Genomic DNA, 24,852 nt, shown 5'->3' on the forward strand with positions numbered 1-24,852 from the left:
TTTAAATTTATTCCGTTCGTAAACTTTTCACCGGGTTGGCCCTAGCTGCCCTAACCGTACGTGTACCTATGGTAAGAAAGGCTATTACCAAAGCTAAAGCCCCAGCTGCTACAAAATACCATATACTTAAATTAATTCTGTAGGCATAGTTCTGTAACCATGAACGCATGGCCCACCATGCAATTGGTGAAGCAATTACAAAGGCAATCAATACCAATTTTAAAAAATCCTTGGTCAATATATAGGTAATTGAAGAAACACTTGCCCCTACAACTTTTCTAATGCCTATTTCCTTGGTGCGCTGTGAAACGATTAACAAAGACATTGCAAATAGCCCCATACAACTTAATATAATTGCCAGTATAGAACCACTTGTTATCATTTTAGCCGTTGTCTTTTCCCTTCTAAAAGTCCTATCTATATTTTCATCTAAAAAAGACCCTAAGAATTCTGCATTAGGCTCCAGTTTTTTCCAAGCATTTTCTATGGCTGCAAAAGAATTGGCCATATTTGCCGGTGATACTTTTACAAAGCCATAGGTAAGGTTTTGTTGCCTGCTCATAAAAAAAGTCATGGGTGCAATTTCCTGATCTAAATCCCTGAAGTTGTAATCTTTAACAACCCCGTAAACGGGATAGAATACACCATCATCAATCTCTAATTGTGAAACTAACGGATCTTGCTCACCCAATTCTTTGGCCATTGCCTCATTGATCACCACCCCTAAGCTATCACCGGCACTCTCAAAATTTCTTCCGGCTACCAAGTTTAACCCTAAGGTCTGAACATATTCATTGTCCACCACCAAAAAATTCGTCATTACTATACGGCCTTTATATTCAAAACCGATACCACTAGAAGACCTACTACCATCTTTTCCAAGTCCCAAATTACTGTCAGAACCGCTTACCGAAACTATATCCGGATTACCGTTCAACTCATCACGCAACAATGCTACCATATCATGACTATTACGCTTGCCGTTTAATGGAAAGGAGACCACCTGTTCCTTATCAAACCCTAAATCCTTATTTCGCATATAATCAATTTGACCCCATAACACCAATGTCCCAATAATCATAAGTATAGCTATGCCAAATTGAAATACCATAAGTACGTTCCTCACCTTATTATTACCGGAAGATTCCAACTTTCCTTTTAAAGACTGTATGGTTCCCAAACGACTCATCAATAGGGCCGGATAACCACCTACCAACATGGTAATAGCAAAAACCGTAAGTAAAAGTCCTATTAAAAACACAGGTGACATAAGTAGTTCTGAAGAAATCTGTGTATTGAATATGGATTTAAAATCACTTAAAAACACGGCACTGAATACTACACCTATAGTTATGGATAGTAAAAAGACAAACAAACTTTCACTCCAAAATTGAAAAAATAGTTGCTGCCTTTGTGCCCCTAAGGTTTTACGCATACCTATTTCCTTTAAGCGCTTTGCCGTTTTGGCAATACTCATATTTATATAATTTATACAGGCAATGAACACTATTAACAAGGCAATACCAAAGATGAGGTACGGCCCACTTCTACTCACCTCAACAAATCCGTTTTTAAAACTTGCAAAATGCACATCTTTAAGTGGTACTAGTTTAAGATTTATAAAACGGCCATTTTCATCTGCCGTGGCACCGTCTCTTTTTAACCGTTCTATTCCTTCCCCATAATGAAGATCAATAAATGCTTCACTGCTTTTTTCAAAGTCCGATGCCGCCAAACCTTCCTCAAGTTCTACATATACCGCATGATATTGTCTATCCCATGCTTCTTTACTCACCCCATATTCATTATGACTTTCAAATCTAGCAGCTATTTGAAAATCTAAATTGCTCTGTGGAAGAATATTATCCGCGATAGCACTTACCGTGAACGGTTTTTCTTCCCCATTGACCAAAAGATTAACTGTTTTACCTATAACCTCTGTTGACCCAAATAATTTATCTGCCCCATCTTTGGTCATTACAACAGAATTTAAATTTTCTAAAGGATTCTTGTCATTGCCATTACGAACAGGGAAGCTGAACATGGAAAAGAATTCCTGGTCTACCCAAATAACATCCATACTTACCTCTTTTCCCTTATAAAGGGCAAGCGTGCCGTCCTCAACACAGCGGGCAATACGCTTTACCCCTGGAACTTCTGAATATAATGCAGGGGCTAAAGGTGCTGGTTGAACGGCACCCACCTTAGGTCCTTTGGGTGTTTGTTCCGTACGTACAACTTTATAAATAGCATCTCCATTGGTATGAAAACCATCATAGGAAAGTTGAAAAACAGCGGCCATAGCCAACAATATTGCAACGGCAAAAGCTACCGACAATCCCGTTACATTTAAGCCGGTATTTGTTTTGTCCTTTACTAAATTTCGCCAAGCTACTTTTAAATAATTTTTAAACATGATTCTCGTTTTTGATTGATTGATGACGTATCTATCACTCCGTCCGTAAACTTTTTACAGGGTTTGCCAAAGCCGCACTTATGGCCTGAAAACTAACCGTAAACAGCGCTATAAAAAGGGCCAGTATTCCTGCCAATGCAAACACGGTCCAACCCAAGTCAACCCTATATGCAAAATCTTGCAGCCATTTGGTCATTAGCCAATATGCCATTGGGAACGCTATGGTAACAGCAACCAAGACCAGTTTTAGGAAATCCTTGGACAACATTTGCGCAATACCTAATACAGAAGCGCCCAATACCTTCCTGACACCAATTTCCTTTTTACGTTGTTCTGCCGTATAAGCGGCCAAGCCAAAAAGACCCAAACAGGCTACAAAAATTGCCAATACGCAAAATATAAGCCCCATGAACGCTGTTTTACGTTCTTGTGCATAAAGGCGTTCCATATTTTTGTCCAAAAAGACATATTCAAAGGCGGCATCTGAAATAACGGATTCAAAGGTTGATTTCAATTGGTTCAACGTTTCCGTTAGGTCTGCACTTTTAACCCGCATAAGAACAAAAGATTTAGCCTCACTTCTAAAATTATGGAACGCATAGGCCCCTATTGGCCTATGAAGAGATTCGTAATTAAAGTCATCCACTATTCCGGTTATTCTAGCTTTATTACCAAAACCTCCTATCAAAACATTTTTACCTATTGCTTCTTTCGGTGAATACCCCAAATAGTCTATGGCCTTTTTGTTCAGAACAACTTCTATAAGCGTATCTCCTTCCTGTTTTACCAATGGCAATGTTTTACCTGCCAACAGTTTTAATTTTAATAGCTCAATAACCTCGGCGTCTGAATGATTAGTACTTAATTGGAGACCACTTTCATCGTTCTCATTTTTGAACAACATACGACCGCTAACGGAAATGCCCGGAAAACCTTGGGCCATGGCTACATCAGATACGGAACTTAGTGATTTAAACTCCTCTACCAATGTTTGTTTAATAGCTGCTCCACGTATTCCTCCCGTGGTTACAGCAATTGTATTTTCAGGTTCATAACCCAGTTTCTGTTGCTGCATAAATTGTAATTGCTGGTTAATAACAGTTACGGCAACTATTAAAACCACCGATGCCGCAAATTGCAGAACCACCAATCCTTTCCTTAAAGTTATAACCCCTTTACCACTGTTGGTACCTGTATTTAAAACAGCTTTTGGTGAGGACCTGGAAAGATAAAAGGCAGGATAGGAACCGGCAACCAAGCTGGTAATTAACCAGAACAAACCCAATCCTAATAACATTTCTACGCGTAATAACAATGAAATTTGCAATTCCTGACCTGTTATAGCATTAAATGCCGGAATCAATAAAGCCGAAATACCTATACCAATAAGCAGGGAAATAAATGTTACCAAGCCTGTTTCCGCATAAAAACGCACAACCAAACTTTTTGAGGATGCCCCTAAAGTTTTATTTATACCAACATCTTTGGTACGCTTTTGCGATTTTGCCGTCATCAAGTTCATGTAGTTGACACAAGCGATCAATAAAATCAATAGTGCAAGAAATGTCAAGTTGCGTATTTCAGCAATGTCCCCAATATTGTTTGAATAGGAATTGACATACCCTGCAGAAAATAAATGTACTTTTTCCAAAGGCTGCAATGAAAACGAGAACCATTGCCCTGCCTTATCTACATTTTTATCCAAAACCGTTTGCATTTGCATCTCTGTGGTAGCAACAGATGCATTAGGTTCTAACTGGACATAGGTCTCAAAACTGGAATTTCCCCAACTTGGCTCCTTATACGCAAAAGTGGAACTAAATGAACCTATGGCATTATATGAAATCGAACTGTTGGACGCAAAATCCTTAAAAACACCTATAACCTCTAAATGATCTTCATTGTCCACTAAAATAGTTTTCCCAATAGGGTTTTCACCGCCAAAATATTTTTTTGCCGTACTCTGGGACAACGCTACCGTATTGGGTCTTTCCAAAGCCTTGTATGATTTGCCCTCTACGATCTGTATATTAAAAATCTCAAACAGTTCCGGGTCGCACCAGTAAAGTTCTTTTTCTAAAAAATTGGTGTTGCCAACCTTAACAAAAGCTGTTTCGCCAAAACCATGTCTTAAGATGCGGGCCGCCTTTTTTACGGTTGGTATATCAGTCTTAAGCGCTGGAGCTACTGCTGCGGGTGCCGTGCATAGTACTTGCTTATCATAACTTTCATCGGTATGGACCAAAACCCTAAAAATATCTTTCTTTTGCTCATATTCTGTATCAAAACTCCGTTCATAACTTATAAATAAGAATAGGACAATGGTAATGGCCAAGCCAAGGGAAAGCCCTAAAATATTTATTCCTGAGAACAATCTATTTGTCCTTAGACTTCTCCAAGCAATTTTTAAGTTGTTATTGAACATGATTTATTTTTTTGGTTTGATTGATACGTTATGACCTTTCCCTTATTCCGTTCGCAAACTTTTTACAGGGTTTGCCCTTGCTGCCTTGATTGCCTGAAAACTTACGGTAGCTATGGTTACCAACATAGCTCCCATCATGGCCAAGGCGAAAATCCACCATTTAAGAATTACCCGATACGGATATTCCTGTAACCAACCGTTCATAATGAAATAAGCTATAGGTACGGCAATAAAACAAGAGATGACCACCAACTTTAAAAAGTCCTTGGAAAGCATGTTCCATACATTAAAAATAGAAGCGCCCAATACTTTACGTACACCTATTTCCTTTTTACGTTGTTCCGCCACAAAAGATGTCAACCCAAATAGCCCCAAGCAACTAATTAAAATGGCAAGTGCCGTAAATACTCCGGACAGGGTTCCTATGCGCTCCTCGGATGCAAATTTTTCGCCATATTCACTATCAACAAAATCATATTCAAAAGGAATGTCAGGAAAATGCTCCTTAAACACTCGTTCTATCGTTGCAATATTTTGTGATGCACTTTTATCTGGATTTAATCTCAGGTTATAATAACTTGCATTATTGAACCGGTCATATACGTACATTCCTTGCTTTACCGGTTCATAAGGAGATTGCGTAATCATATCTTGAACCACCCCTATTATTTTTAATGGTGGATTTGGATCTTCATCATCATCGTCTCGTAACAACTGCCCTACAGGATTTTCCATACCCAAATATTTTTTGGCCGTTTCATTGATAAGAACGCCCAAGGAATCGGTTGCAAAATCCCTTGAAAAATCCCTTCCTTCTACAATTTTCATATTAAGGGATTTTGCATATTCCGGAGAAACCTCGGTCCATGCCAAATCTTCTTGAAAACCTTCTGGTTTCCCCTCCCAAATAAAACCGCTTCTATTGGACCATATTCTGGTGGTTGGGCTACTAGATGTTGACATTTCCACCACAGCACCTGAGCCAATGAATTCCGCCCGCATTAAATCATATTTTCCATTAAAGTCCTGACTAAAAGTGGGTATCTGTATTAACCCTTCCTTATCATACCCAACCGGACGGTCCTTTGCAAAATTTATCTGTTGCATAACAATAACGGTACCTATAATAAATGCAACGGAGACCGTAAATTGCAACACGACCAGTATCTTTCTGGGCAAACCTGCATATTTACCCGTTTTAAAAGTGCCCTTAAGCACATCTACGGGCCTAAAGGAAGAAAGATACAAGGCCGGATAACTCCCAGCCACTATTGCCGTGAACAATATAAATATCAAAGATGCCCCCCAAAACTTAATATTCCCCCAAGGAAAGGAAATCTCTTTTCTGGAGAGTTCGTTAAAACCGTTCAAGGATAGCAGCACCATTAATAAGGCCACGACAAAAGCAAACAAAACCACAATAAAGGATTCACTCAAAAATTGATAGATCAATTGTCCTCTCTGTGATCCAATAGATTTACGTATACCTACTTCCTTGCCCCTTTTCTCTGAACGAGCCGTACTCAAATTCATGAAATTGATACACGCCAATAACAATACAAAAGCACCAATGATACCAAATAGCCATACGTATTTTATACGACCACCTACTTGTTCACCATTTTCAAAATTACTTCTCAAGTACCAATCCTTCATAGGAAACAAAAAAATCTGAGCATCAAATTCCCTAGAATTTTCATTAAGGTCCTGTTTCACCATTTTAATGGAGTTGGATACTTGCTCCATTGTAGTATTATCCGCTAACTGTACAAACAATTGAAAGGAGTTGTTTCCCCACGAATCCTCTGCATTACGAATCCATTCGTTTACTGCTAAATACTTCTCCCAAGGAATGATATAATCGGTGTCGTTAAAGGAGTTATTTACCGGTATATCCTTATATACCGCGCTGACATTCAACTTATGCTCATTGCTTACCGTGACCGTTTTACCTATTGGATCTTCATTACCGAACAAGGCATCTGCGGTGGATGCGGATAACATAATAGAATTGATTTCGCGTAACCCATCCTTTTCGCCTTTTATAATTTCTAGGCCAAAAAGTTCCGGTCCATTTGGCTGCATATAATTACCCGGTCTGGATATGCTCTTTTCACCATATTTTAAGTAATGATCATTGGTCCAAGAACACATGATCACGTGTTTAAAACTATCGCCATAACCATCTTTTAAGGCTTTCTCCAAAGGTCTTGGAATGGCAGGGCCGGTACCTGTTTCGCCATTAAAGGTTTGCGATTGAAAAACTTGGGCAATACGATCTTTATTTTTAAAATAGTCGTTGTAGGTAAGTTCATCTTGAATCCATAGCCCAATGATGAGCGTAACCGCCATTCCCAAGGCTAGTCCACCCACATTTATAACAGTATACCCTTTATTTTTAAGAAGATTTCTCCAAGCTATTTTCAGGTAGTTCTTAAACATGATGTTCGTTTTTTGGTTGATATTTAGTTAATCCTAAACATTGATTGATTGATGATATAAAATATGGAACTAATTCCGTGCCATTATGTTAAGCATCTAATTACTAGATACTTAAATTACAAGTAAATTTTCATATGTAAAATATTTTGACAAAAGATGTACAATATATTTACAAGGACTACTTAAAAATTAGAATGTTACAAGTAGTTTATTACAACTAATCTTAACTACTCTGACCGTAAACTTTTCACGGGATTAACGATTGCCGCTTTTATACTTTGGTAGCTTACCGTTAGTATTGCTACGATAATGGCCAATACAGCTGCCAAAAAGAATACCCCAACACCAATCTCTATTCTATAAGAGAAATCTTCTAGCCATTTATTCATGACATACCATCCTACGGGCAAAGAAATCAATATGGCTACGCCTACCAATTTTAGGAAATCTACCGTAAGCCGATATGAAATCTGACTTACAGTAGCCCCCAATACTTTTCTAACGCCAATTTCTTTAGTGCGCTTCTCAGCATTAAAGGCAGCTAATCCAAATAATCCCAAACAAGCAATGAAAATGGATAGAATAGTAAAAATGAAAAATATCTGACTCAGTTTTTGTTCTGCTTCATAAGTGGTATTAAAGGCCTCATCCATAAACCGGTAATCGAAAGGTTGACCTGGCGCCATAGTGTTCCACGTATTTTCAATGGCTTTAATATTATCTGCATAATTTCCTCCACTCATTCTTACCGCCATGTTTTGGGCATTTGAATTTAAATGCATACCCAAGGCACTAATATTTGTACGCAGCGTTCTATAATGAAAGTCTTTAACCACTCCAATTATGGTATAGTAGGTAGGGTTTTCTTGTTCTATTTCTTCTGATATACGTAAGCCTAATGCTTCTTCTGCCGTTACATTTAAAATAGGCAGCGTAGCTTCATTGATTATTATGGCTGTAGAATCCGATGCATACGTCGGGTTAAAATCACGACCGGCAACCAATTCCATTTCCATAGTTTTTAGATAATCTGTATCTACGTCCCACTCTTGCATTTGTATGGCACTTTCTTGATCTCTAGAACCTTCTTCAAAGAATGAAGAGTCTGATCGCCAAGATGGTGTTGGGTAATAATTACTTAACGTAGCACTCTTAACAAAACCCATATTCACAATCTGTTCTTTAAAAGCCTTGGTTTTGGACCCTAATGCACCCAATTCATTTATTAACAATACTTGGTCCTTGGAGAAGCCCAGATCTTTATTCTGAATGTAATTCAATTGCTGAAATACCACTAAGGTGCTGATAATAAGAAATACCGAAATTGAAAATTGAAAAATAACTAGGGCATTACGTACCCTACCATTCCCCACACTTTCAGTACTATTACCTTTTAACGTTTTAACGGGTGTAAACCTCGACATAAAAAATGCAGGATAGCTACCTGACAATATTCCAAGTAACATAGTTGCCCCTATTAATGCCAGCCAGAATAAGGGCTGAGTAAACGGAATTTCAATTGATTTACCCGTAAAGCCATTGAAAAAAGGCAATGCTACCAGTGTAATCAATAGTGCCGCAAGTAAGGACACAAATGCAATTAATCCTGATTCGGTTAAAAATTGAAAGACCAAATTCAATTTATTTGAGCCCAAGGTTTTACGCACACCTACTTCTTTGGCTCTCTTTAACGAATGAGCCGTAGACAAATTCATAAAATTAACACTTGCCAAAATAATCAAGAACAGTCCAATAAAAGAAAGAATGTAGATATTCTGAATACTGCTCGTTGCACTCATTTCCGAGCTTTTATCTGAATGCAAATGAATATCGGTCAAGGGCATGGTGTGGTACCGAATGTAATTACCGGATGCCGCAAACGACTCTGCCGTCATACCCGGAAAATATTTTTGTGCCCATGGCAACATGTAGCGCTCTAACATACCTTGTAAGGGCTCTTGAAAATCCTCAGCCTTGGCCCCGGGAATTAACTTTATAAATGTAAAATAATTATTACCGCCCCAATTATCTTCTCTTGATGCCACGTTGCCCGCCATTGCCAAAAACACACTGTAATCATTGAAATAAGAATTTTTGGGCATATCTTCTATGATACCTGTTACCGTATATGTATCGGTATTATCCAACAATAAATTTTGACCTATAACATCTGTAGAACCAAAATGTTTTTCTGCTGCAGTTTTAGTAAGCACCAAAGAGTTGGTACCCGTTAATGCCGTTTTGGCATCACCTGCAAGTAAGTCTATCCCAAAGAATTCAAAAACAGTGGAATCGGCATAGGTAATATAGTTTTCTTTGGCACTTTTATTTCCTCCAACTTTCTTAACATAAGCACTACCTATAGTTCTAAAACGCACTGAAGCTTCTACCTGCGGATAGTCTCTTTTTAAAGTTTCCGCCATTGGTGCGGCAGCTTCCCCTGCCTTAATTTCCGCTCCACCAAATTTGATATCAGAATCTATACGATAAATCCTATCTGCATCGGCAAACATTTTATCGTAGCTAAGCTCATCGTAGATATATAGCGATATAATCAATGCCCCAGCCATACCTATGGCTAGACCAAATGTATTTAGAAAAGTGAAAAAGGCTTGCTTTTTTAGACTCCTCCAGGCTATTTTAATATAATTCCTAAACATAGTTCCCGTATTTTGATTGATGATGAATAACTTTATGATGTATAAAGAACTAAATTCGTGCCACTAACGTAATGAATTGATTTTCAGAATTATACATTTTCATACATTTAGAATAGTGTAAAATTTTTAGACAAAAATTGTCCAATCTTTTTACAGGTCGTTTATTCCGTTCGTAAACTTTTAATAGGATTTGCCCTTGCCGATCGTATGGCATGATAGCCAACCGTTATAATGGCGACCACCACCGCAACAAGTCCGGCCAGAACAAATACCCACCAATTTATATTTATTTTATAGGCATATATTTTAAGCCACTCGTTCATGGCAAACCATGCCAATGGTGTTGCAACGAAGATGGACACCAACACCAATTTTATAAAATCCTGGGACAATAAGGCCACTATACTTGAGACTTCTGCCCCCAATACTTTTCGTATCCCTATTTCCTTTGTACGTAGCATAGCACTATATGTTGCCAAACCGAACAATCCTAAACAAGCGATCAATATGGCCAAGAAAGAGAAAAGGGTAAACAGTTTTCTAAACCTAAAATCCGCTTGGTATTGCTCGTTGAAACTATTATCTAAAAAACGATAAAGAAATGGCCTATGCGGAGCCAATTCTGCCCATTTTTGTTCTACCTGTGCAATAGTACGCTGTATATCTCCAGTCTTGATCTTTAGAGATAGGTATTTCCCAAACCTGGAATAGCGCATGGACAATGGGGCCACTTCTTGGTGAAGCGACATATAATTAAAATCCTTAACGACCCCTACCACGGTGCCCTCCCTGCCCCATTGCTCAAATTTTTTACCTATAATATCTGCCGGATCGGCATATCCAAATGATTTGACCGCAGCTTCGTTAACGATCATTGCACTCACGGAATCCGTTACAAATTCCCTAGAATATGGCCTACCCGCAACCATTTCAATTTCATAATGAGGAATAAAATCAAAGTCTATTTCATACAAAAAAGGTTCATAATGTTCCATGCCACCATCTACCGTTTCTATTTCCGTGCCCGCTGCAGGGAAATGCGTTCCGGGCACAGTACGCGAACCTGCAACAGAACTAACCTCCGGTAATCGTTTAAGCTCGGTTTTGACCATTTCTATATTATCCAGAATTTGACCGTCCCAATTAAAATCTATTATCATTTGCTGGTCCATATCAAACCCTAAATTTTTGTTCAACATAAAACCCAATTGATAATATACAATTACAGTACTGGCTATTAATGCAATGGAAAGGGTAAACTGAAAAATGACCAAACCCTTTCTAAGATTGACCCCTTGTGGCGAAGAACTCACCAAACCCTTTAAAACCCTTGACGGTCTAAAACTTGACAATATAAATGCAGGGTAACTCCCCGCAAAAAGTCCCGTAAGGACTGCCACACCAATATATAGGGGCAACATGTAAGAACCAAAGACCTCATAAATGCTAAATTGTTTTCCGGTAATGGCAGAGAGCCAGGGAATACAAACCACAACTACGATCAAACCTATTGCCGCAGCTACCAAGACCATAATCAACGACTCGCTCAAAAACTGATACACAAGACCTTTTTTGTGTGCACCGATCACTTTTCTTACTCCTACTTCCTTGGCCCGCTCCATAGATCTTGCCGTTGCCAAGTTCATAAAATTTATACTGGCGATAACAAGTATAAATAGTCCTATAATGGCAAAAATGTAAATATTGGAAAGGCTACCTACCGTACCGGGTTGCCGTACCGCATCAGAATTTAAATACGCATCCTTTAAAGGCTCAAAGGAGACATTATAGTAATATTCCTTTTCTTCCTCTGTTTGATGTTTATCCAAGAATGCAGGCATTTTTGACTGAAAAGCAGCTAAATCAAAATTATTATCCACCAAAAAATAGGTGTAGAAATCAACATAACCCCAAGCATCGAATATCCCCGGTCTTGTCTGGTAGAACGAACTCATTGAAAGCAATACATCAAAATTGAAATGTGAGTTTTGGGGCACATCCTTCATTACCCCTGTAACCGTATACTTTCCGTCGTTAGCACGACCACCAACTCCTTCAATAACCTTGCCCATAGGATCTTCATTTCCAAAATACTTTTTTGCGGTACTCTCCGTCAAGACTACGGTATAAGGTGCCTCCAATGCAGTTTTGGGATTTCCGGAAAGTAAGGGCCAAGTAAAGACATCAAAAACAGTAGCGTCTACATAAAAACAATTACTTTCCTGAAAAGCATTGGCATTATACTTCAATAATACATCTGATCTACCGGAAAACTGCACTTTTTCAATAACTTCAGAAAAATCTTCCTTCAAGGCCGATCCTATAGGTGCATTGCCCCATATCCATTTGTCCTCTGCCTCGGCAGAGCCCATATGATGCACCACCCTATAAATTTGCTCTCCTTTTTCATGATAGTTGTCATATGAAAATTCATTGTTTATGAACATCAAAATCATAAGAAAACACGCCATACCTATAGCTAATCCTCCCATATTAACAACGGAATATCCCTTATTTTTCAATAAGTTTCTCCAAGCGATCTTTAAATAGTTCTTGAACATGCTTTTCGTTTTTTGATTTAATTTTATTAAGTAGCTTAAATAAATTTGCATCTTCAACTATGCGAAGAGATAATTATAAAATATACTACTCCGTTCTTAGACTTTTTACCGGGTTTACCCTTGCTGCATTAAAAGCTTGAAAACTAATGGTCAACAACGCTATTACAATGGCTACCGCCCCGGCAATTATGAACGCCCAAGCATTAATTGAAGTTCTGTATGCAAAACCCTCTAACCAATTCTGCATTAACAACCAGGCTATTGGCGTTGCAATTATTATTGCCATACCTACCAATTTCATAAAATCTTTAGATAATAAGCCCACAATACCTGTAATACTTGAACCTAGCACTTTTCGTACGCCAATTTCCTTTCTACGTTGGTCCGCAGTAAAAGCGGACAAGCCAAAGAGTCCCAAACAAGATATTAGGATAGCGAGCAGTGCAAAAACTTGAGAAAGGTTCCCAATTAACTGCTCACTCTTAAATTTGGCATCGTAAGTGTCATCTACAAATTCATATTCAAAAGGAAACGCAGGGTTAAACTTGTGCAACGTTGCTTCCATTGCATTTAGTGCCAATACTGTTTCCATACCCGTTTTTGTTTTTACATACATAAAACGTGCTTGACTAGGGTCGTTAAAAAAAATGACGGGATCACTTGAACCATACATATCTCCGTACACATAATCTTTTACTACGCCTATCACAGGATAATCTTCTTCTATAGTTTTACCTACGGCACTGCCGCTTCCCATAAGTTTAGCAAAAGATTCACTTACAATAATATTGACACTGTCCTGTGCAGGATTGTTACTAAATCCGCGTCCATCTATAATCTTCATTCCTGTAGTATTGAAGAAATCTGCTGTAATATCTCTAACCGATACCAGAACATCTTCAGTATCTACTCCGCCTTGCCAGGATAACCCCGATGTATTATTTCCACCGGATAAAATATCCGTATTAATGAACCCGATGCTTTCTATCATCCCCGAAGCTTTAATATCTTCTTCAATAGGTTTGAAGTTTTTGATCATATCACCGGTAACGGGAATTTTAACCAGATTCTCTTTATTGTAGCCTAAATCCCGTCCTTTTACATGCTGTACTTGTTGATAGACTATAATGGTACTAATGATAAATACTATGGATACAACAAACTGTGTAGCTACCAGCCCTTTACGTATCATTGAGGCACTTCCTTTTGTCCTTCTTGCTCCTTTTAAAACGTCTACAGGTTTAAAAGAGGACAAATAAAATGCGGGATACCAGCCTGCAACCAAACCACAAATCAATGTAATACTTAACAGCGTTAACAAATGCGTTGGGTTAAACAAGTTTAGCGCTAATTGTTTGCCGATCATCGTATTAAATTGCGGCACCAATAACTTTAACAAAAGCACACTTAACACGGCAGATAACCCTGCAGTGATTATCGCTTCTGCCATAAATTGAGAGATCAAACCTTTTCTCCCAGAGCCTAAAACTTTACGCACCCCTACTTCATTCGCCCTTTTCTCACTACGAGCCGTAGCCAAGTTCATAAAATTGATACAAGCAATTAATAAAATAATGAGTGCAATAAGACTAAACAGTCGTACATACGTTATTTGTCCTCCTACATTTTTACCGCCTTCAAATGCCGAACGCAAATGCCAATCTTTCATGGAGAATAAAAAAGCGATGGTTTCATCGTCCTCGGTTTTCAATGGCAGTATTGCCTTTACTTTATTATTGACCACATCAACATTTGCTTCGGGAGAGAGTTCCACAAACGTGTCAGAAAAATTTGCTCCATATTCTTTTACCCATTCATTATCCTTTGCAAATCGTTCAAAAGGAGCTACCCAATCAAAACTATAGGTTACGTTGTGCGGCAAATCTTCGTAAACTCCTGTAACCGTAAAATTAGTTTCGTTATTTATCTTAACCACCTTGTGCATTGCCGAGGTATCCTCACCAAATAATTGAGTGGCCGTTTCTTGCGAAATAACAATAGCATCTACATTTTTGAAAGCAGTTTCCAAATTACCTTCTACAAATGATAGACTGAACATACTTAAAAAATCAGGATCTGCGTAACGTCCATTTTTATTTATAGCTGTTTCACCTACCTGAAATAAAAAATCTTCTCCCTTTGTTCTTGCTGACCCGACAATTCCTGGCACTTCTTCTTTTAAGACCGCTGCTAAAGGACCAGGAGTAGCTTGAAAAAAGGTACGCCACTCACCTTCATATTGCTGATTGGTGGGTACATAATATACCACGTTTTGCTTATCAAAATTAGCATCGTAACCCACCTCATCTTCAACCCAAAGCAAAATCATGGCGGCACAGGTGATACCTATTGCCAAACCAAAAATATTCAGCATACTATAGCCTTTGTTCTTCCAAAGGTTTCTCCAAGCGATCTTTAAATAGTTCTTGAACATGATTTTCGTTTTTTGATGATGAATTATTCTTTCCTTAAACTTTTTAAAGGCTGTATCAGTGCAGCGCCTATAGATTGATAGCTTATGGTCAAAATAGCTATGGTCAATGCAATGAATCCTGCGATAAAGAATATGCCCCAACCAATAGTAATGTGGTAGGCAAAATCCTCTAACCAACGGCTCATTAAATACCACCCTACAGGTACGGCAATGGCGATAGAAATTATAATCAGTTTCATAAAATCTACGGTAAGCAATTTATAGATGCTTTTAAACGGAGCGCCTAAAACCAGGCGAATGCTGATTTCTTTTTTACGTTGTTCTACCATAAAGGCAGACAGTGCAAACAAACCTAAACAAGCAACTAAAATGGCGAACAGGGCAAAGCTGTTGAATATTTTACCCATGCGTTCCACATCATCATGCATATGGCTGAACTCTTGATCTAAAAAACTATAATTAATGGACTGACTGGGCACATTTTTATCCCAAACCGAAGTAATTGAAGCCAGGGCTTCATTCACATTTCCTTTTTCCAACTTTAGCGATATAGACCCTAAATCTTTACCGATTACGAGCGATAGCGAAGAAATATCTTCTTTTAAGGACTTAAAGTGAAAATCATCTATTACACCTATGACCTTAAACTGTTGACCGTTATTGTTTATTTCTTTCCCAATAGCATTTTCCAAGCCTAATTCACGTTGCATATTGGCATTTATAATAATTGAGTTTAAAGCATCAGACGCAAATTGCTTAGAAAAATCTCTTCCTGTTTTAACCGAAATACCCAGCGTTTTAATGTAATCATAATCTACTCTCCAGATTTGGGCAGGTATACCTCTACCTTCATTTCCTTCATCTTCCCTTCTAAATGTATTACCGTTTCTACTACCACCATCTACCGGCAAATAATTAGAAATGGTAGCCGATTTCACTTGTGGCAATTGTAGAAGTTGTTCTTTAAAATTTTCAGCACTTTCCCCTAAGATTCCGGTACCTTCTAGAACAACAACCTGTTCCTTATCATACCCCAATTCTTTTTGAAGAATAAAGTCCATTTGTTTGTAAATAATCAAGGTGGCAATGATCAGCACTACCGATGTGGTAAATTGAAAAACAACGAGTCCGCTCCTTAATTTGCCACTCTTACTGCCAATACTAAGACTTCCCTTTAAAACATTTACCGGTTTAAATGCCGATAAATAAAATGCCGGATATAAGCCCGCCAAAGCTCCTACCAAAAGAGCAGCAACTACTATTACCGGAACAAACCACCAAGCAGACCAAGGCATTTCTATCGCTTTAGATGCCATGTTGTTAAATGTTGGCAGTAATGCCCAAGCCAATAGCACGCCTAATAGAAAAGACACAAAACTAAACACCATAGATTCGGTCAAAAATTGCGTTATCAAATTGCTTTTATAAGCACCAATGGTTTTTCTTAAGCCAACTTCTTTAGCCCTATTGGCAGACTTTGCGGTAGAAAGATTAATAAAGTTGATTACCGCCAATAATAACACAAAACCGGCTACAGCGGCAAAAAGCCAAACAAAACGTATATCGCCATGCTTTAGACCATCTGCCATTTTAATATCCGAATACAAATGAATATCGGTTATAGGCTGTAGTTTGTACTTCATGGTTCTAAGCACCTCAATAAAGTCTGGAGCACGCCCTCGTTCGCGCTGTGCGGGAATAATATAATCTTCAACAATAGAAACCATTTTTTGCTCCAATTCCCGCACGTTCGTATGGTCATCTACCAACACATAGGTAAAGTAATTCTGGTTGGTCCAGTTTGCATTGGTGTCTTCAATGGGTAACAGAAAGTCATAGGCCAGATGTGAGTTTTTTGGAGCATCTTTCATGATCCCGGTTACCGTATACGGAGTACTCGCATCATTATCTAAAATGATGGTTTCGCCCAAAATTTTATCCCCATTAAAATACTTTGCCGCTTTGGATTCCGATATGACAATACTTTTTGGATTTGCCAATGCGGTTTTAGGATTACCTTGTTGCAACTTCACTTCCAAAAGTTCAAATGCTTCTTGATCCGCAAGCATAAAGCCGGTTTCCAAGTTATTTTGAGCTGCCCCAGCTAAGCGAATACCGCGTTTACCTGCCCCAAAAATTTCAATTGTATTTATTTTCCCTGCCTTTACTATTTCTGGAAAATCATTTTGCAAGGCTTCTGCAAAGGGTAATTGAAAGTGAGTGCTTTTCATGACTTCACCTTTGTACATGCCTTCTAACACTACTCTATATAACTGATCCTTTTTGGTATAGTGCTGATCATAACCTACTTCATTGTGAATGAATAAGGCTATTAAAAGACAAGCCGCTATACCAACAGCAAAGCCACCAATTTTAATGGTGGCAAATAGCGTATCCTTCTTAATACTTCTCCAAGCTATTTTAAGATGGTTTCTGAACATGGCTCTCGTTTTTATTGATCGATGATTTAATTATTATCCGTGATTAAGGGATAAGTTTGGTTGGTTGGTTTGGTTTGGTTGATTACTTATTGCCTGTCCCCACCTGAACATTGTTCAATGACGGACAAAATGATTGATTGATAAATAAACTCCCTTACATCATGGCACCTATAGCCCTATTCTGACTTTCAGTTACGATTTGACCGTCGAATAGATTTACAACTCTATGCGCGTAATGTGAGTCTCTGTCCGAGTGTGTTACCATTACTATTGTGGTTCCTTCTTGGTTCAATTCTGTCAACAAGTTCATTACTTCAATTCCGTTTTTAGAATCCAAGTTCCCCGTTGGCTCATCGGCAAGTATTAATTTCGGATTGGTAACCACCGCTCTTGATATGGCAACACGTTGCTGCTGACCACCTGATAATTGCTGCGGAAAATGTTTTTCCCTATGCGCTATTTTCATACGCTCCAACACCTTCATAACTTTTTCCTTACGTTCTGCCTTTCCCATTTTTAAATAAATCAATGGTAGCTCTACGTTTTCAAAAACGGTAAGCTCATCTATTAAATTAAAGCTTTGAAAGACAAAACCTAAATTACCCTTACGCAGTTGGGTACGTTGACTTTCCTTTAAACCACCAACTTCATTGCCGGCAAAATTGTAGCTACCCTCCGTTGGGTTATCCAGCATACCAATAATATTCAACAAAGTAGACTTGCCACAACCGGACGGACCCATAATTGCAACGAACTCCCCGTCCTCTACTTTTAGGTTGACATTGTTCAACGCCAAGGTTTCTACTTCTTCTGTTCTAAAACTCTTTTTTAGGTTTGTAATGGTTATCATGTTTCCTTCTTTTTGATTGTTATAATGACATCGAAAATTCTCTGATGTGACAGTTTTATTTTAAGACGATTCTTTCCGCTTCCCCGAAATTATCGTAGTTACTAGTTATTACTTTTTCCCCTGGTTCCAAGCCTTCCAATACTTCATAGTATCTAGAATTCTGTTTCCCTATTCTAATATTTCTTTTAATGGCTTCTCCCCCATCTGGATTTACTACAAATATCCATTGCCCGCCGGTACTTTGAAAAAAGCTTCCTTTTGGTAATAACAGCGCATCGTTAGATTCACCCAATTGTAATTTAATATTGTAACTCTGTCCTGAACGTATGGTCTCTGGCTTATTATCCGTAAATACCAAATCTACCTTGAACCTACCATTTCTAACCTCTGGATATACTTTACGTAAACGCAACGGAAATTCTGCGCCATTACGCTCTAAAACCGCTGTAAGGTCTCTTTTTACACGATCAATATAATGCTCGTCTATATCTGCCTCTATTTTATAATCTGTTAATACGTTGATTTGCCCTATGCGTTGCCCTTGAGCAATACTCTGCCCAATTTCGGCATCTAAAAACCCTAATTGACCATCTGCAGGAGCCCGTACATTTAAATGATCCAGCCTTTGGTACACCATACCCAATGTTTTTTGCATACGTGCCAAATCGGTATCCAGACCTCTTAATGAAGTTTCCCTTAATTCATCATCTTGCTCGGTCTGTAGCTTTACAATTTCATACTGCTTTTGAGACAGTTCATAGTTTTCTTTTGATAGTTGATAGGCTTCCCTAGAAATCAATTCCTCATCGAACAACGCTTTGTTCTGTTCGTAATTTCTCTTTAAACGCTGCAGATCTGTACTTGCCGTTGCCAATGACTTTCTACCTTCTACCTGTCTAGAATCGAAATTCAATTTTGTGGAACGCAAATCGTTTTGCTTTAATGCCAGGTTACTTTCACTCGCCAAAATCTGTTCGTACAGATTCATGTTTTCCAGCTTTAAGATAATATCGCCTTTTTTGACCATAGCACCTTCTTCTATTAACTTTTCGCTTACACGACCACCTTCATAGGCATCCATATAAATAGTTGCAATAGGCGCAACGTTACCGTTAATGGTAATATAATCATCGAACTTTCCTGCAGACACCTCAGCCACCGATAGTTTATCTTTCTCGGTTCTAAATGTGGATACCGAACTGGCAAATAACAGTTGGTAACCTACAAATAGTAGCAATACACCCAGGGCAATGTAACCGTAGTGTTTTGGCTTCAATCCTTTTTTCTTTTCTAATTTTATATCCATGGTAATCGTTTGTTCGTTCTTCGTTATTCGTTTGTTCGTTTGTTCGTTCCAAATAAAAATTTAGTTGGCTTCGATATTAAATACTGGTAGTCCTCGGTAAAAGTCCAATGTGCTTTTATTGATCTCTGAACGTAGTTTCACCTGTAAATTCTCATTTTGTGCACTCGCATATAAATTTTTGGCGGTAAAAAGCTCTAGAGCATTTATCAGTCCTTTTTCATATCTTTTTTGAGCAATGGTAAAGGCTAAATTCTGCGCCTCCATTTTTTGGTTGCTCTGCACCAATTCTACTACTAATGAATTATAATCTTGCACTAATTGCTGAATGGTTTGAAACAGCTCTTGCTCTTGTGTCTTTAAATTATTCTCTGCACGAAGCTTTTCTATTTTAGATTGCTTTACCTGTGATCGTGCAGACCAACCGTTACTAATAGGTACACTTAAATTTATTCCCCAGTACTGAGAAGTGTTATCCCTAAACTGCTGTCTAAAAGGCAAGGTATTCCCCAATGTGTCTCTTGTAGTTTCAAAATACCCAGTACCAATACCTGCAAAGAAAGAAAGTGACGGGTACAATCTTCCCCTGGAGACTGCAACTTGCTTTTTTGCTGCCTTGGCTCTTAACTCCTGTGCTTTTATCAATGGTAAAAACTCGCGAGCTTCGTTATAAACAGAATCAGATGTTATTTCGTTAACAGCTGCATCCGCCACTACTTGCGGCAGTTCTTTTGTAATTTCAATTTCAGAGGTGTTCTCCAAGTTCATTTCTTGAATCAAGGTTAATTTTGCCGTCGCCAATTGATTGGCACTTTGTGTTACGTTCAATTTATCGGTCAATAGTAACGACTCTGCCTCATAAAGATCGGCACCGGCTTTTAAGCCTAATTCTACCTGCTTTTCTACCAAACTGTAATTGGTTTGCGATACCGTTAATTGTTCTTTTGAGATTTCTACCAATCCTTCAAAAAACTGAATATCATAAAAGGCTTGCATTACCCTAAATGCCAATAAATATTTTTGTTGCAGCACATCTTCTTTGGTTGCCTTGAACAATAATTTAGATGCTTTAATGGCATTTATTTTTTGAAATCCCCGAAACAAATCAATGGAGGACTCCAACGAATAATTATTAGAGTAGAAATCCTGATTTACAAATGTTCCCGTATTGGGATCTTCTGCCCTACCATAATTAACAAGATAACTAGATGATGCATTTACCGAAGGCAACAAGTTACGAACCGATTGTCTATAGGTTTCTTTATTAGATTGATTGGTATACTTAAAATCATTCAACTGTAAATTATGCGCTAAGGCATATGAAACACATTCATCTAATGTCCAACTTTCTTGGGCAAATACAGATGCCCAAATGGTCAGCAGCAAAAGTGTCGTTATTTTAAATTTTTTAATCATTTTTCTATTGGTATGCCATTCTCTATACTATATGCGTGCCATAATTTTAAATTATTGATTTACAGTTATTTACATCATAATTAAATTTAATATTAATATATCAGTGTAAAAATGTTGTACAGATATTGTCAAATTTTTTTACAGTGATATGAAAATACAAACTTCTATGTGTAGATTTAAATGAGTTAAAAAGAATGTAACCATGATCGATGCAAAGATTCTTGTAATAGATGATACCAAAAGCGTGCTCAGCGCTCTTGAGATTTTGCTACAGTTTGAATATAAAAGTGTACAAACCATTTCTAACCCAAATTTACTTTCATCTTTTCCCAACCTTAAGGAAATAGATATCATATTATTGGATATGAATTTTTCTGCCGGGGTAAATACAGGAAACGAGGGTCTATACTGGTTGCGCGAAATAAAAAAGAAGGCTCCCCATATCTCGGTGATTATGATGACCGCCTATGGAGCGGTAGAATTGGCTGTTGAAGCCCTAAAAGAAGGAGCAACGGATTTTGTGCTGAAACCATGGAACAATGAACGCCTGCTTACAACGGTCAAATCTGCCTATGAACTTAGAAAATCACAGAAAGAAGTACAACACTTAAAACAGAAAGAGAGTAACCTAAAACAGGTTATCAATCAGAATTCCAATTACATCATTGGTAATTCAAAAGCACTTAATAGTGTAATGAGCCTTGTGCAGAAAGTTGCCAAAACCGACGTCAATATATTAGTAACCGGGGAGAACGGTACTGGAAAAGAACTTATCGCCAGAGAACTTCATAAATCATCTGCACGAAACAATGAGGTTTTTATTTCTGTGGATATGGGTTCTATTTCCGAAAATTTATTTGAAAGCGAACTTTTTGGCCATGTCAAAGGTTCTTTTACCGATGCCAAAGATGACCGTGCAGGTAAGTTTGAAGCTGCCAATGGCGGCACCTTGTTCCTTGATGAAATAGGTAATCTTTCCCTACAGATGCAGGCCAAATTATTGTCCGTAATTCAGAACCGGGTAGTGGTACGTGTGGGATCAAACAAACCCATACCGGTAGATATTAGATTAATTTGTGCAACCAATTGTAACCTTGATCAAATGGTTGCCGATGGCTTATTTCGCGAAGACCTTTTGTATAGGATCAATACCATACAGGTTCAAGTACCCCCATTAAGGGAACGCGACAATGATGTGCTGGTCCTATCTGATTTCTTTCTTAAAAAATTCGCCCATAAATATGGAAAACCAAGTTTAAAAATCAACCAGTCTGCCCAAGAAAAATTAAAAAATTATGCCTGGCCGGGGAACGTAAGGGAGTTGTTACATACTATGGAACGTGCGGTTATTTTATCTGAAGGAAATGTCTTGAAACCGACCGATTTTCTTTTGGAAACAAAGACGAACATGACCGTTGAAAACGGACCTAAAACTCTTGAAGAAATGGAATTGGTCATGATTAACAAAGCGTTGGACGATCATGACGGAAACTACAGTGCTGCAGCAGATCAACTAGGTATATCTAGACAGACCTTATATAACAAACTTAAAAAATTCAGTAAATAATGGTCAGCAAAAGTATTTACTATCAACTTGTTCTAAGAATTGTTCTCATAGCAGCCTGCGCTTTGTTGATCGCTTTCCTATCCTTTAAGGAACACTATCTACTTTCCATACTGTTCGGGTTTGTATTTATTGCACAAGCTTACGGACTTGTACATTATGTAAACCAGACCAACCGAAAAATTGCCTACTTTTTCGATGCGATCAAGAATGAGGATTTCACCTTACGTTTTCCAGAAAAACTTAGTGTAAAATCAATAGAAGAGCTGAACCATAGTTTGAATATGTTGAACAATATGATTCAAGAAATTCATCTTAAAAAGCAAGCCCAAGAACAGTATTACGAGGAAATTTTAAAACAGGCCGATATTGGGATATTTACCATAAACGACAAGGGCCACATTTTATATGCCAACCCAACCGTACAAAACCTGCTCAACTACAGACCCCTTAACCATGTTAAGCAATTAAAACAAATAGACCCCAACCTATACGGATTGTTTGAAAACTTGAAACCTTTTGAAAGTACCATCTATGCACTAGGCAATGAACGGGGCAAAAAAGAATTGACCTTAAAATGCACCCCAATATCCATAGAGAACAAACAACTATTATTGGTCATTGTCCATGATATTCAAAAAGAACTGGATGATAAGGAAACAGATTCCTGGGTTAAACTTATTAGGGTATTAACACATGAAATCATGAATACCATTACCCCTATAACCTCTATTTCAGAATCAATATTAAAATATTTTAAAAAAGGAAATCAACTTTCTACCCCAGAAGAATTTGGGGAACAACAGATAAAAAATTCGGCCAAAGGTCTGGAAGTCATTAAGGAACAAGGTAATGACCTTATGAGTTTTGTACAATCCTATAGAACCTTCTTGAGTGTACCGGAACCTGATCGGGAACTTATACCCGCCTCTAAACTCCTAGAAAAAGTTAGAATGTTGCTCCAAGAATATACCAATGGCCATGACATTGTTTTAGAAGTATCTGCGCACCCGGAAAATCTGGAACTTTATATTGACGAAAAACAACTGACCCAAATTCTTTTAAACCTGGGCAAAAACGCACAACAGGCTTTAATAGGTCATGAAAATGGGGTAATCACGATTAAGGCAGGAGAGGATGTAAACGGCAAACAATTTATTACCGTAACCGATAACGGACCAGGAATTTCTCCTGAAATGTTAGATGAAGTATTTGTTCCTTTTTTTACCACAAAAAGCAACGGAACCGGAATAGGACTAAGCCTTAGCAAGCAAATCATGCGCATGCACGGTGGCTCTATACGTGTTGCATCCAATGAAACAACGACATTTACCTTAACGTTTCAATAAGACTATAGCTCTGCACGTAATTCTATGTACGGGTCCCAGAAATGTTTATCTAAATTCACTATTTGCAAATCTTTAATTAGAACACCTTCTGCCTCTAACAATTGTTGCATGAGGTTGGTACCATCAAAATGATGTTTGCCCGTTAACAATCCTGCTTTATTGACCACCCTATGGGCAGGAATATCTTCCATGTTATGAGATGCGTTCATTGCCCAACCTACCATTCTTGCACTACGCGCCGCACCCAAATATTTTGCCACTGCACCATAGGAGGTCACGCGACCCTCTGGTATTAACCTAACCACTTGGTACACCCTTTCAAAAAAGTTTTCATTTTCAGGTTTCATAGGATGACAAAGTTTTAATTAAACAATCTTAAGCAAGTAATAATGAACAATAGTACCATTAATCCACTTAAAATGTAATTACTGTTCTTGGTAAAGGCGGTTGTTTTATGTTCCCATTTTTTAAAATAGATAACGTACAAATACATGGCCCAAAACGTTCCGCTACCCGCCGCAAGAATGAACAGGACCTCGTCCATAATCATATAGGTCATAAAACCTTGGGAATGAAAAACGGTATTCAACCCACTATAATAAGGAATTGCCAAAAGATTGATAAGGGCCAGAAAAATTCCTTTGGAGAAACTGTTGCGCTTTTTGGCATCGGTAATGATAAATGGCCTATTCACTTGTTTTCTTCCTTTTATAAAAAAGAAAATGGCCAATATAAAAAATACCAAAAGCGCTGTTTGCAACAATAATTCCACCACATGTTGGTTTCGGGAAATCAGTTTTGCTATACGCACCGCAATATAGGTTTGCAGCATAACCGCAATGGCCACGCCCAAAGCAAAAATCAATCCGTTTGCCTTTCCTTTTTCAACACTGGTCTTGGCTGCATTTAAATTAAGCAGCCCGGGTGGCAACGATGCTAAAAAAGCGGCTGCGAAGGTAAATACAAATAAGGTTGGCAATTGTTGCATTTG

Annotated in this window: 14 protein-coding genes; 2 read left to right on the forward strand and 12 right to left on the reverse strand. The window is 38.1% G+C overall.

The window, feature by feature from the left end:
• Positions 1 to 7: 7 nt before the first annotated feature.
• From CHB68_RS10460 to CHB68_RS10505, 10 genes are all read right to left on the reverse strand, one after another.
• Entirely contained in the window at positions 8 to 2,416 is a 2,409-nt protein-coding gene (locus CHB68_RS10460; protein WP_089260831.1) for an ABC transporter permease, read from the reverse strand.
• Between the two features lie 34 nt (positions 2,417 to 2,450).
• Positions 2,451 to 4,841, reverse strand: coding sequence for an ABC transporter permease (locus tag CHB68_RS10465; RefSeq protein WP_089260832.1), 2,391 nt, complete (start codon positions 4,839 to 4,841; stop codon positions 2,451 to 2,453).
• Between the two features lie 42 nt (positions 4,842 to 4,883).
• Positions 4,884 to 7,283 carry an ABC transporter permease gene (locus CHB68_RS10470; protein WP_089260833.1) on the reverse strand — a complete coding sequence of 800 codons (2,400 nt, stop codon included), beginning with the start codon at positions 7,281 to 7,283 and terminating at the stop codon, positions 4,884 to 4,886.
• Positions 7,284 to 7,510: 227 nt separating this feature from the next.
• Positions 7,511 to 9,943 carry an ABC transporter permease gene (locus tag CHB68_RS10475; protein WP_089260834.1) on the reverse strand — a complete coding sequence of 811 codons (2,433 nt, stop codon included), beginning with the start codon at positions 9,941 to 9,943 and terminating at the stop codon, positions 7,511 to 7,513.
• Positions 9,944 to 10,104: 161 nt separating this feature from the next.
• The gene (locus CHB68_RS10480) at positions 10,105 to 12,504 is read right to left on the reverse strand and encodes an ABC transporter permease (RefSeq protein ID WP_089261251.1); all 2,400 of its coding nucleotides are present in this window, start codon (positions 12,502 to 12,504) and stop codon (positions 10,105 to 10,107) included.
• A gap of 85 nt (positions 12,505 to 12,589) precedes the next feature.
• Positions 12,590 to 14,938: an ABC transporter permease gene (locus CHB68_RS10485; RefSeq protein WP_089260835.1), complete on the reverse strand. Its 2,349-nt coding sequence runs from the start codon at positions 14,936 to 14,938 to the stop codon at positions 12,590 to 12,592.
• A 23-nt stretch (positions 14,939 to 14,961) separates the two neighbouring features.
• Positions 14,962 to 17,379, reverse strand: a complete 2,418-nt coding sequence (locus CHB68_RS10490) for an ABC transporter permease (RefSeq protein ID WP_089260836.1) — start codon at positions 17,377 to 17,379, stop codon at positions 14,962 to 14,964.
• Positions 17,380 to 17,533: 154 nt separating this feature from the next.
• Positions 17,534 to 18,229, reverse strand: coding sequence for an ABC transporter ATP-binding protein (locus CHB68_RS10495; RefSeq protein ID WP_089260837.1), 696 nt, complete (start codon positions 18,227 to 18,229; stop codon positions 17,534 to 17,536).
• A gap of 55 nt (positions 18,230 to 18,284) precedes the next feature.
• Positions 18,285 to 19,535 carry an efflux RND transporter periplasmic adaptor subunit gene (locus tag CHB68_RS10500; protein WP_089260838.1) on the reverse strand — a complete coding sequence of 417 codons (1,251 nt, stop codon included), beginning with the start codon at positions 19,533 to 19,535 and terminating at the stop codon, positions 18,285 to 18,287.
• Positions 19,536 to 19,595: 60 nt separating this feature from the next.
• A complete protein-coding gene (locus CHB68_RS10505; protein ID WP_089260839.1) occupies positions 19,596 to 20,948 on the reverse strand; it encodes a TolC family protein in 1,353 nt (450 codons plus the stop codon).
• Between the two features lie 202 nt (positions 20,949 to 21,150).
• Between CHB68_RS10505 and CHB68_RS10510 the strand changes: the two genes are divergently transcribed.
• Together CHB68_RS10510 and CHB68_RS10515 are read left to right on the forward strand one after the other, a co-directional pair.
• On the forward strand, positions 21,151 to 22,515 hold the full coding sequence (locus CHB68_RS10510) for a sigma-54-dependent transcriptional regulator (protein WP_089260840.1): 1,365 nt from the start codon (positions 21,151 to 21,153) through the stop codon (positions 22,513 to 22,515).
• Positions 22,515 to 23,861 (forward strand): sensor histidine kinase, encoded by a 1,347-nt coding sequence (locus tag CHB68_RS10515; protein ID WP_089260841.1) that lies wholly within the window; start codon positions 22,515 to 22,517, stop codon positions 23,859 to 23,861. The genes CHB68_RS10510 and CHB68_RS10515 overlap by 1 nt, the downstream gene beginning before the upstream one ends.
• Positions 23,862 to 23,863: 2 nt before the next feature.
• On the opposite strand, the gene CHB68_RS10520 is transcribed toward CHB68_RS10515, so the two are convergent.
• Positions 23,864 to 24,208, reverse strand: a complete 345-nt coding sequence (locus CHB68_RS10520; RefSeq protein ID WP_089260842.1) for an MGMT family protein — start codon at positions 24,206 to 24,208, stop codon at positions 23,864 to 23,866.
• Positions 24,209 to 24,222: 14 nt separating this feature from the next.
• A complete protein-coding gene (locus CHB68_RS10525) occupies positions 24,223 to 24,849 on the reverse strand; it encodes a LysE family transporter (RefSeq protein ID WP_089260843.1) in 627 nt (208 codons plus the stop codon).
• Positions 24,850 to 24,852: the final 3 nt, after the last annotated feature.

The sequence above is a fragment of the Maribacter sedimenticola genome, from assembly GCF_900188415.1.
GTDB classification, from domain to species: domain Bacteria; phylum Bacteroidota; class Bacteroidia; order Flavobacteriales; family Flavobacteriaceae; genus Maribacter; species Maribacter sedimenticola.

Coding starts and splice junctions, on each gene's coding strand:
- CHB68_RS10460 (WP_089260831.1), bottom strand. CDS start 2,416: ATGTTTAAAAATTATTTAAAAGTAGCTTGGCGAAATTTAGTAAAGGAC.
- CHB68_RS10465 (WP_089260832.1), bottom strand. CDS start 4,841: ATGTTCAATAACAACTTAAAAATTGCTTGGAGAAGTCTAAGGACAAAT.
- CHB68_RS10470 (WP_089260833.1), bottom strand. CDS start 7,283: ATGTTTAAGAACTACCTGAAAATAGCTTGGAGAAATCTTCTTAAAAAT.
- CHB68_RS10475 (WP_089260834.1), bottom strand. CDS start 9,943: ATGTTTAGGAATTATATTAAAATAGCCTGGAGGAGTCTAAAAAAGCAA.
- CHB68_RS10480 (WP_089261251.1), bottom strand. CDS start 12,504: ATGTTCAAGAACTATTTAAAGATCGCTTGGAGAAACTTATTGAAAAAT.
- CHB68_RS10485 (WP_089260835.1), bottom strand. CDS start 14,938: ATGTTCAAGAACTATTTAAAGATCGCTTGGAGAAACCTTTGGAAGAAC.
- CHB68_RS10490 (WP_089260836.1), bottom strand. CDS start 17,379: ATGTTCAGAAACCATCTTAAAATAGCTTGGAGAAGTATTAAGAAGGAT.
- CHB68_RS10495 (WP_089260837.1), bottom strand. CDS start 18,229: ATGATAACCATTACAAACCTAAAAAAGAGTTTTAGAACAGAAGAAGTA.
- CHB68_RS10500 (WP_089260838.1), bottom strand. CDS start 19,535: ATGGATATAAAATTAGAAAAGAAAAAAGGATTGAAGCCAAAACACTAC.
- CHB68_RS10505 (WP_089260839.1), bottom strand. CDS start 20,948: ATGATTAAAAAATTTAAAATAACGACACTTTTGCTGCTGACCATTTGG.
- CHB68_RS10510 (WP_089260840.1), top strand. CDS start 21,151: ATGATCGATGCAAAGATTCTTGTAATAGATGATACCAAAAGCGTGCTC.
- CHB68_RS10515 (WP_089260841.1), top strand. CDS start 22,515: ATGGTCAGCAAAAGTATTTACTATCAACTTGTTCTAAGAATTGTTCTC.
- CHB68_RS10520 (WP_089260842.1), bottom strand. CDS start 24,208: ATGAAACCTGAAAATGAAAACTTTTTTGAAAGGGTGTACCAAGTGGTT.
- CHB68_RS10525 (WP_089260843.1), bottom strand. CDS start 24,849: ATGCAACAATTGCCAACCTTATTTGTATTTACCTTCGCAGCCGCTTTT.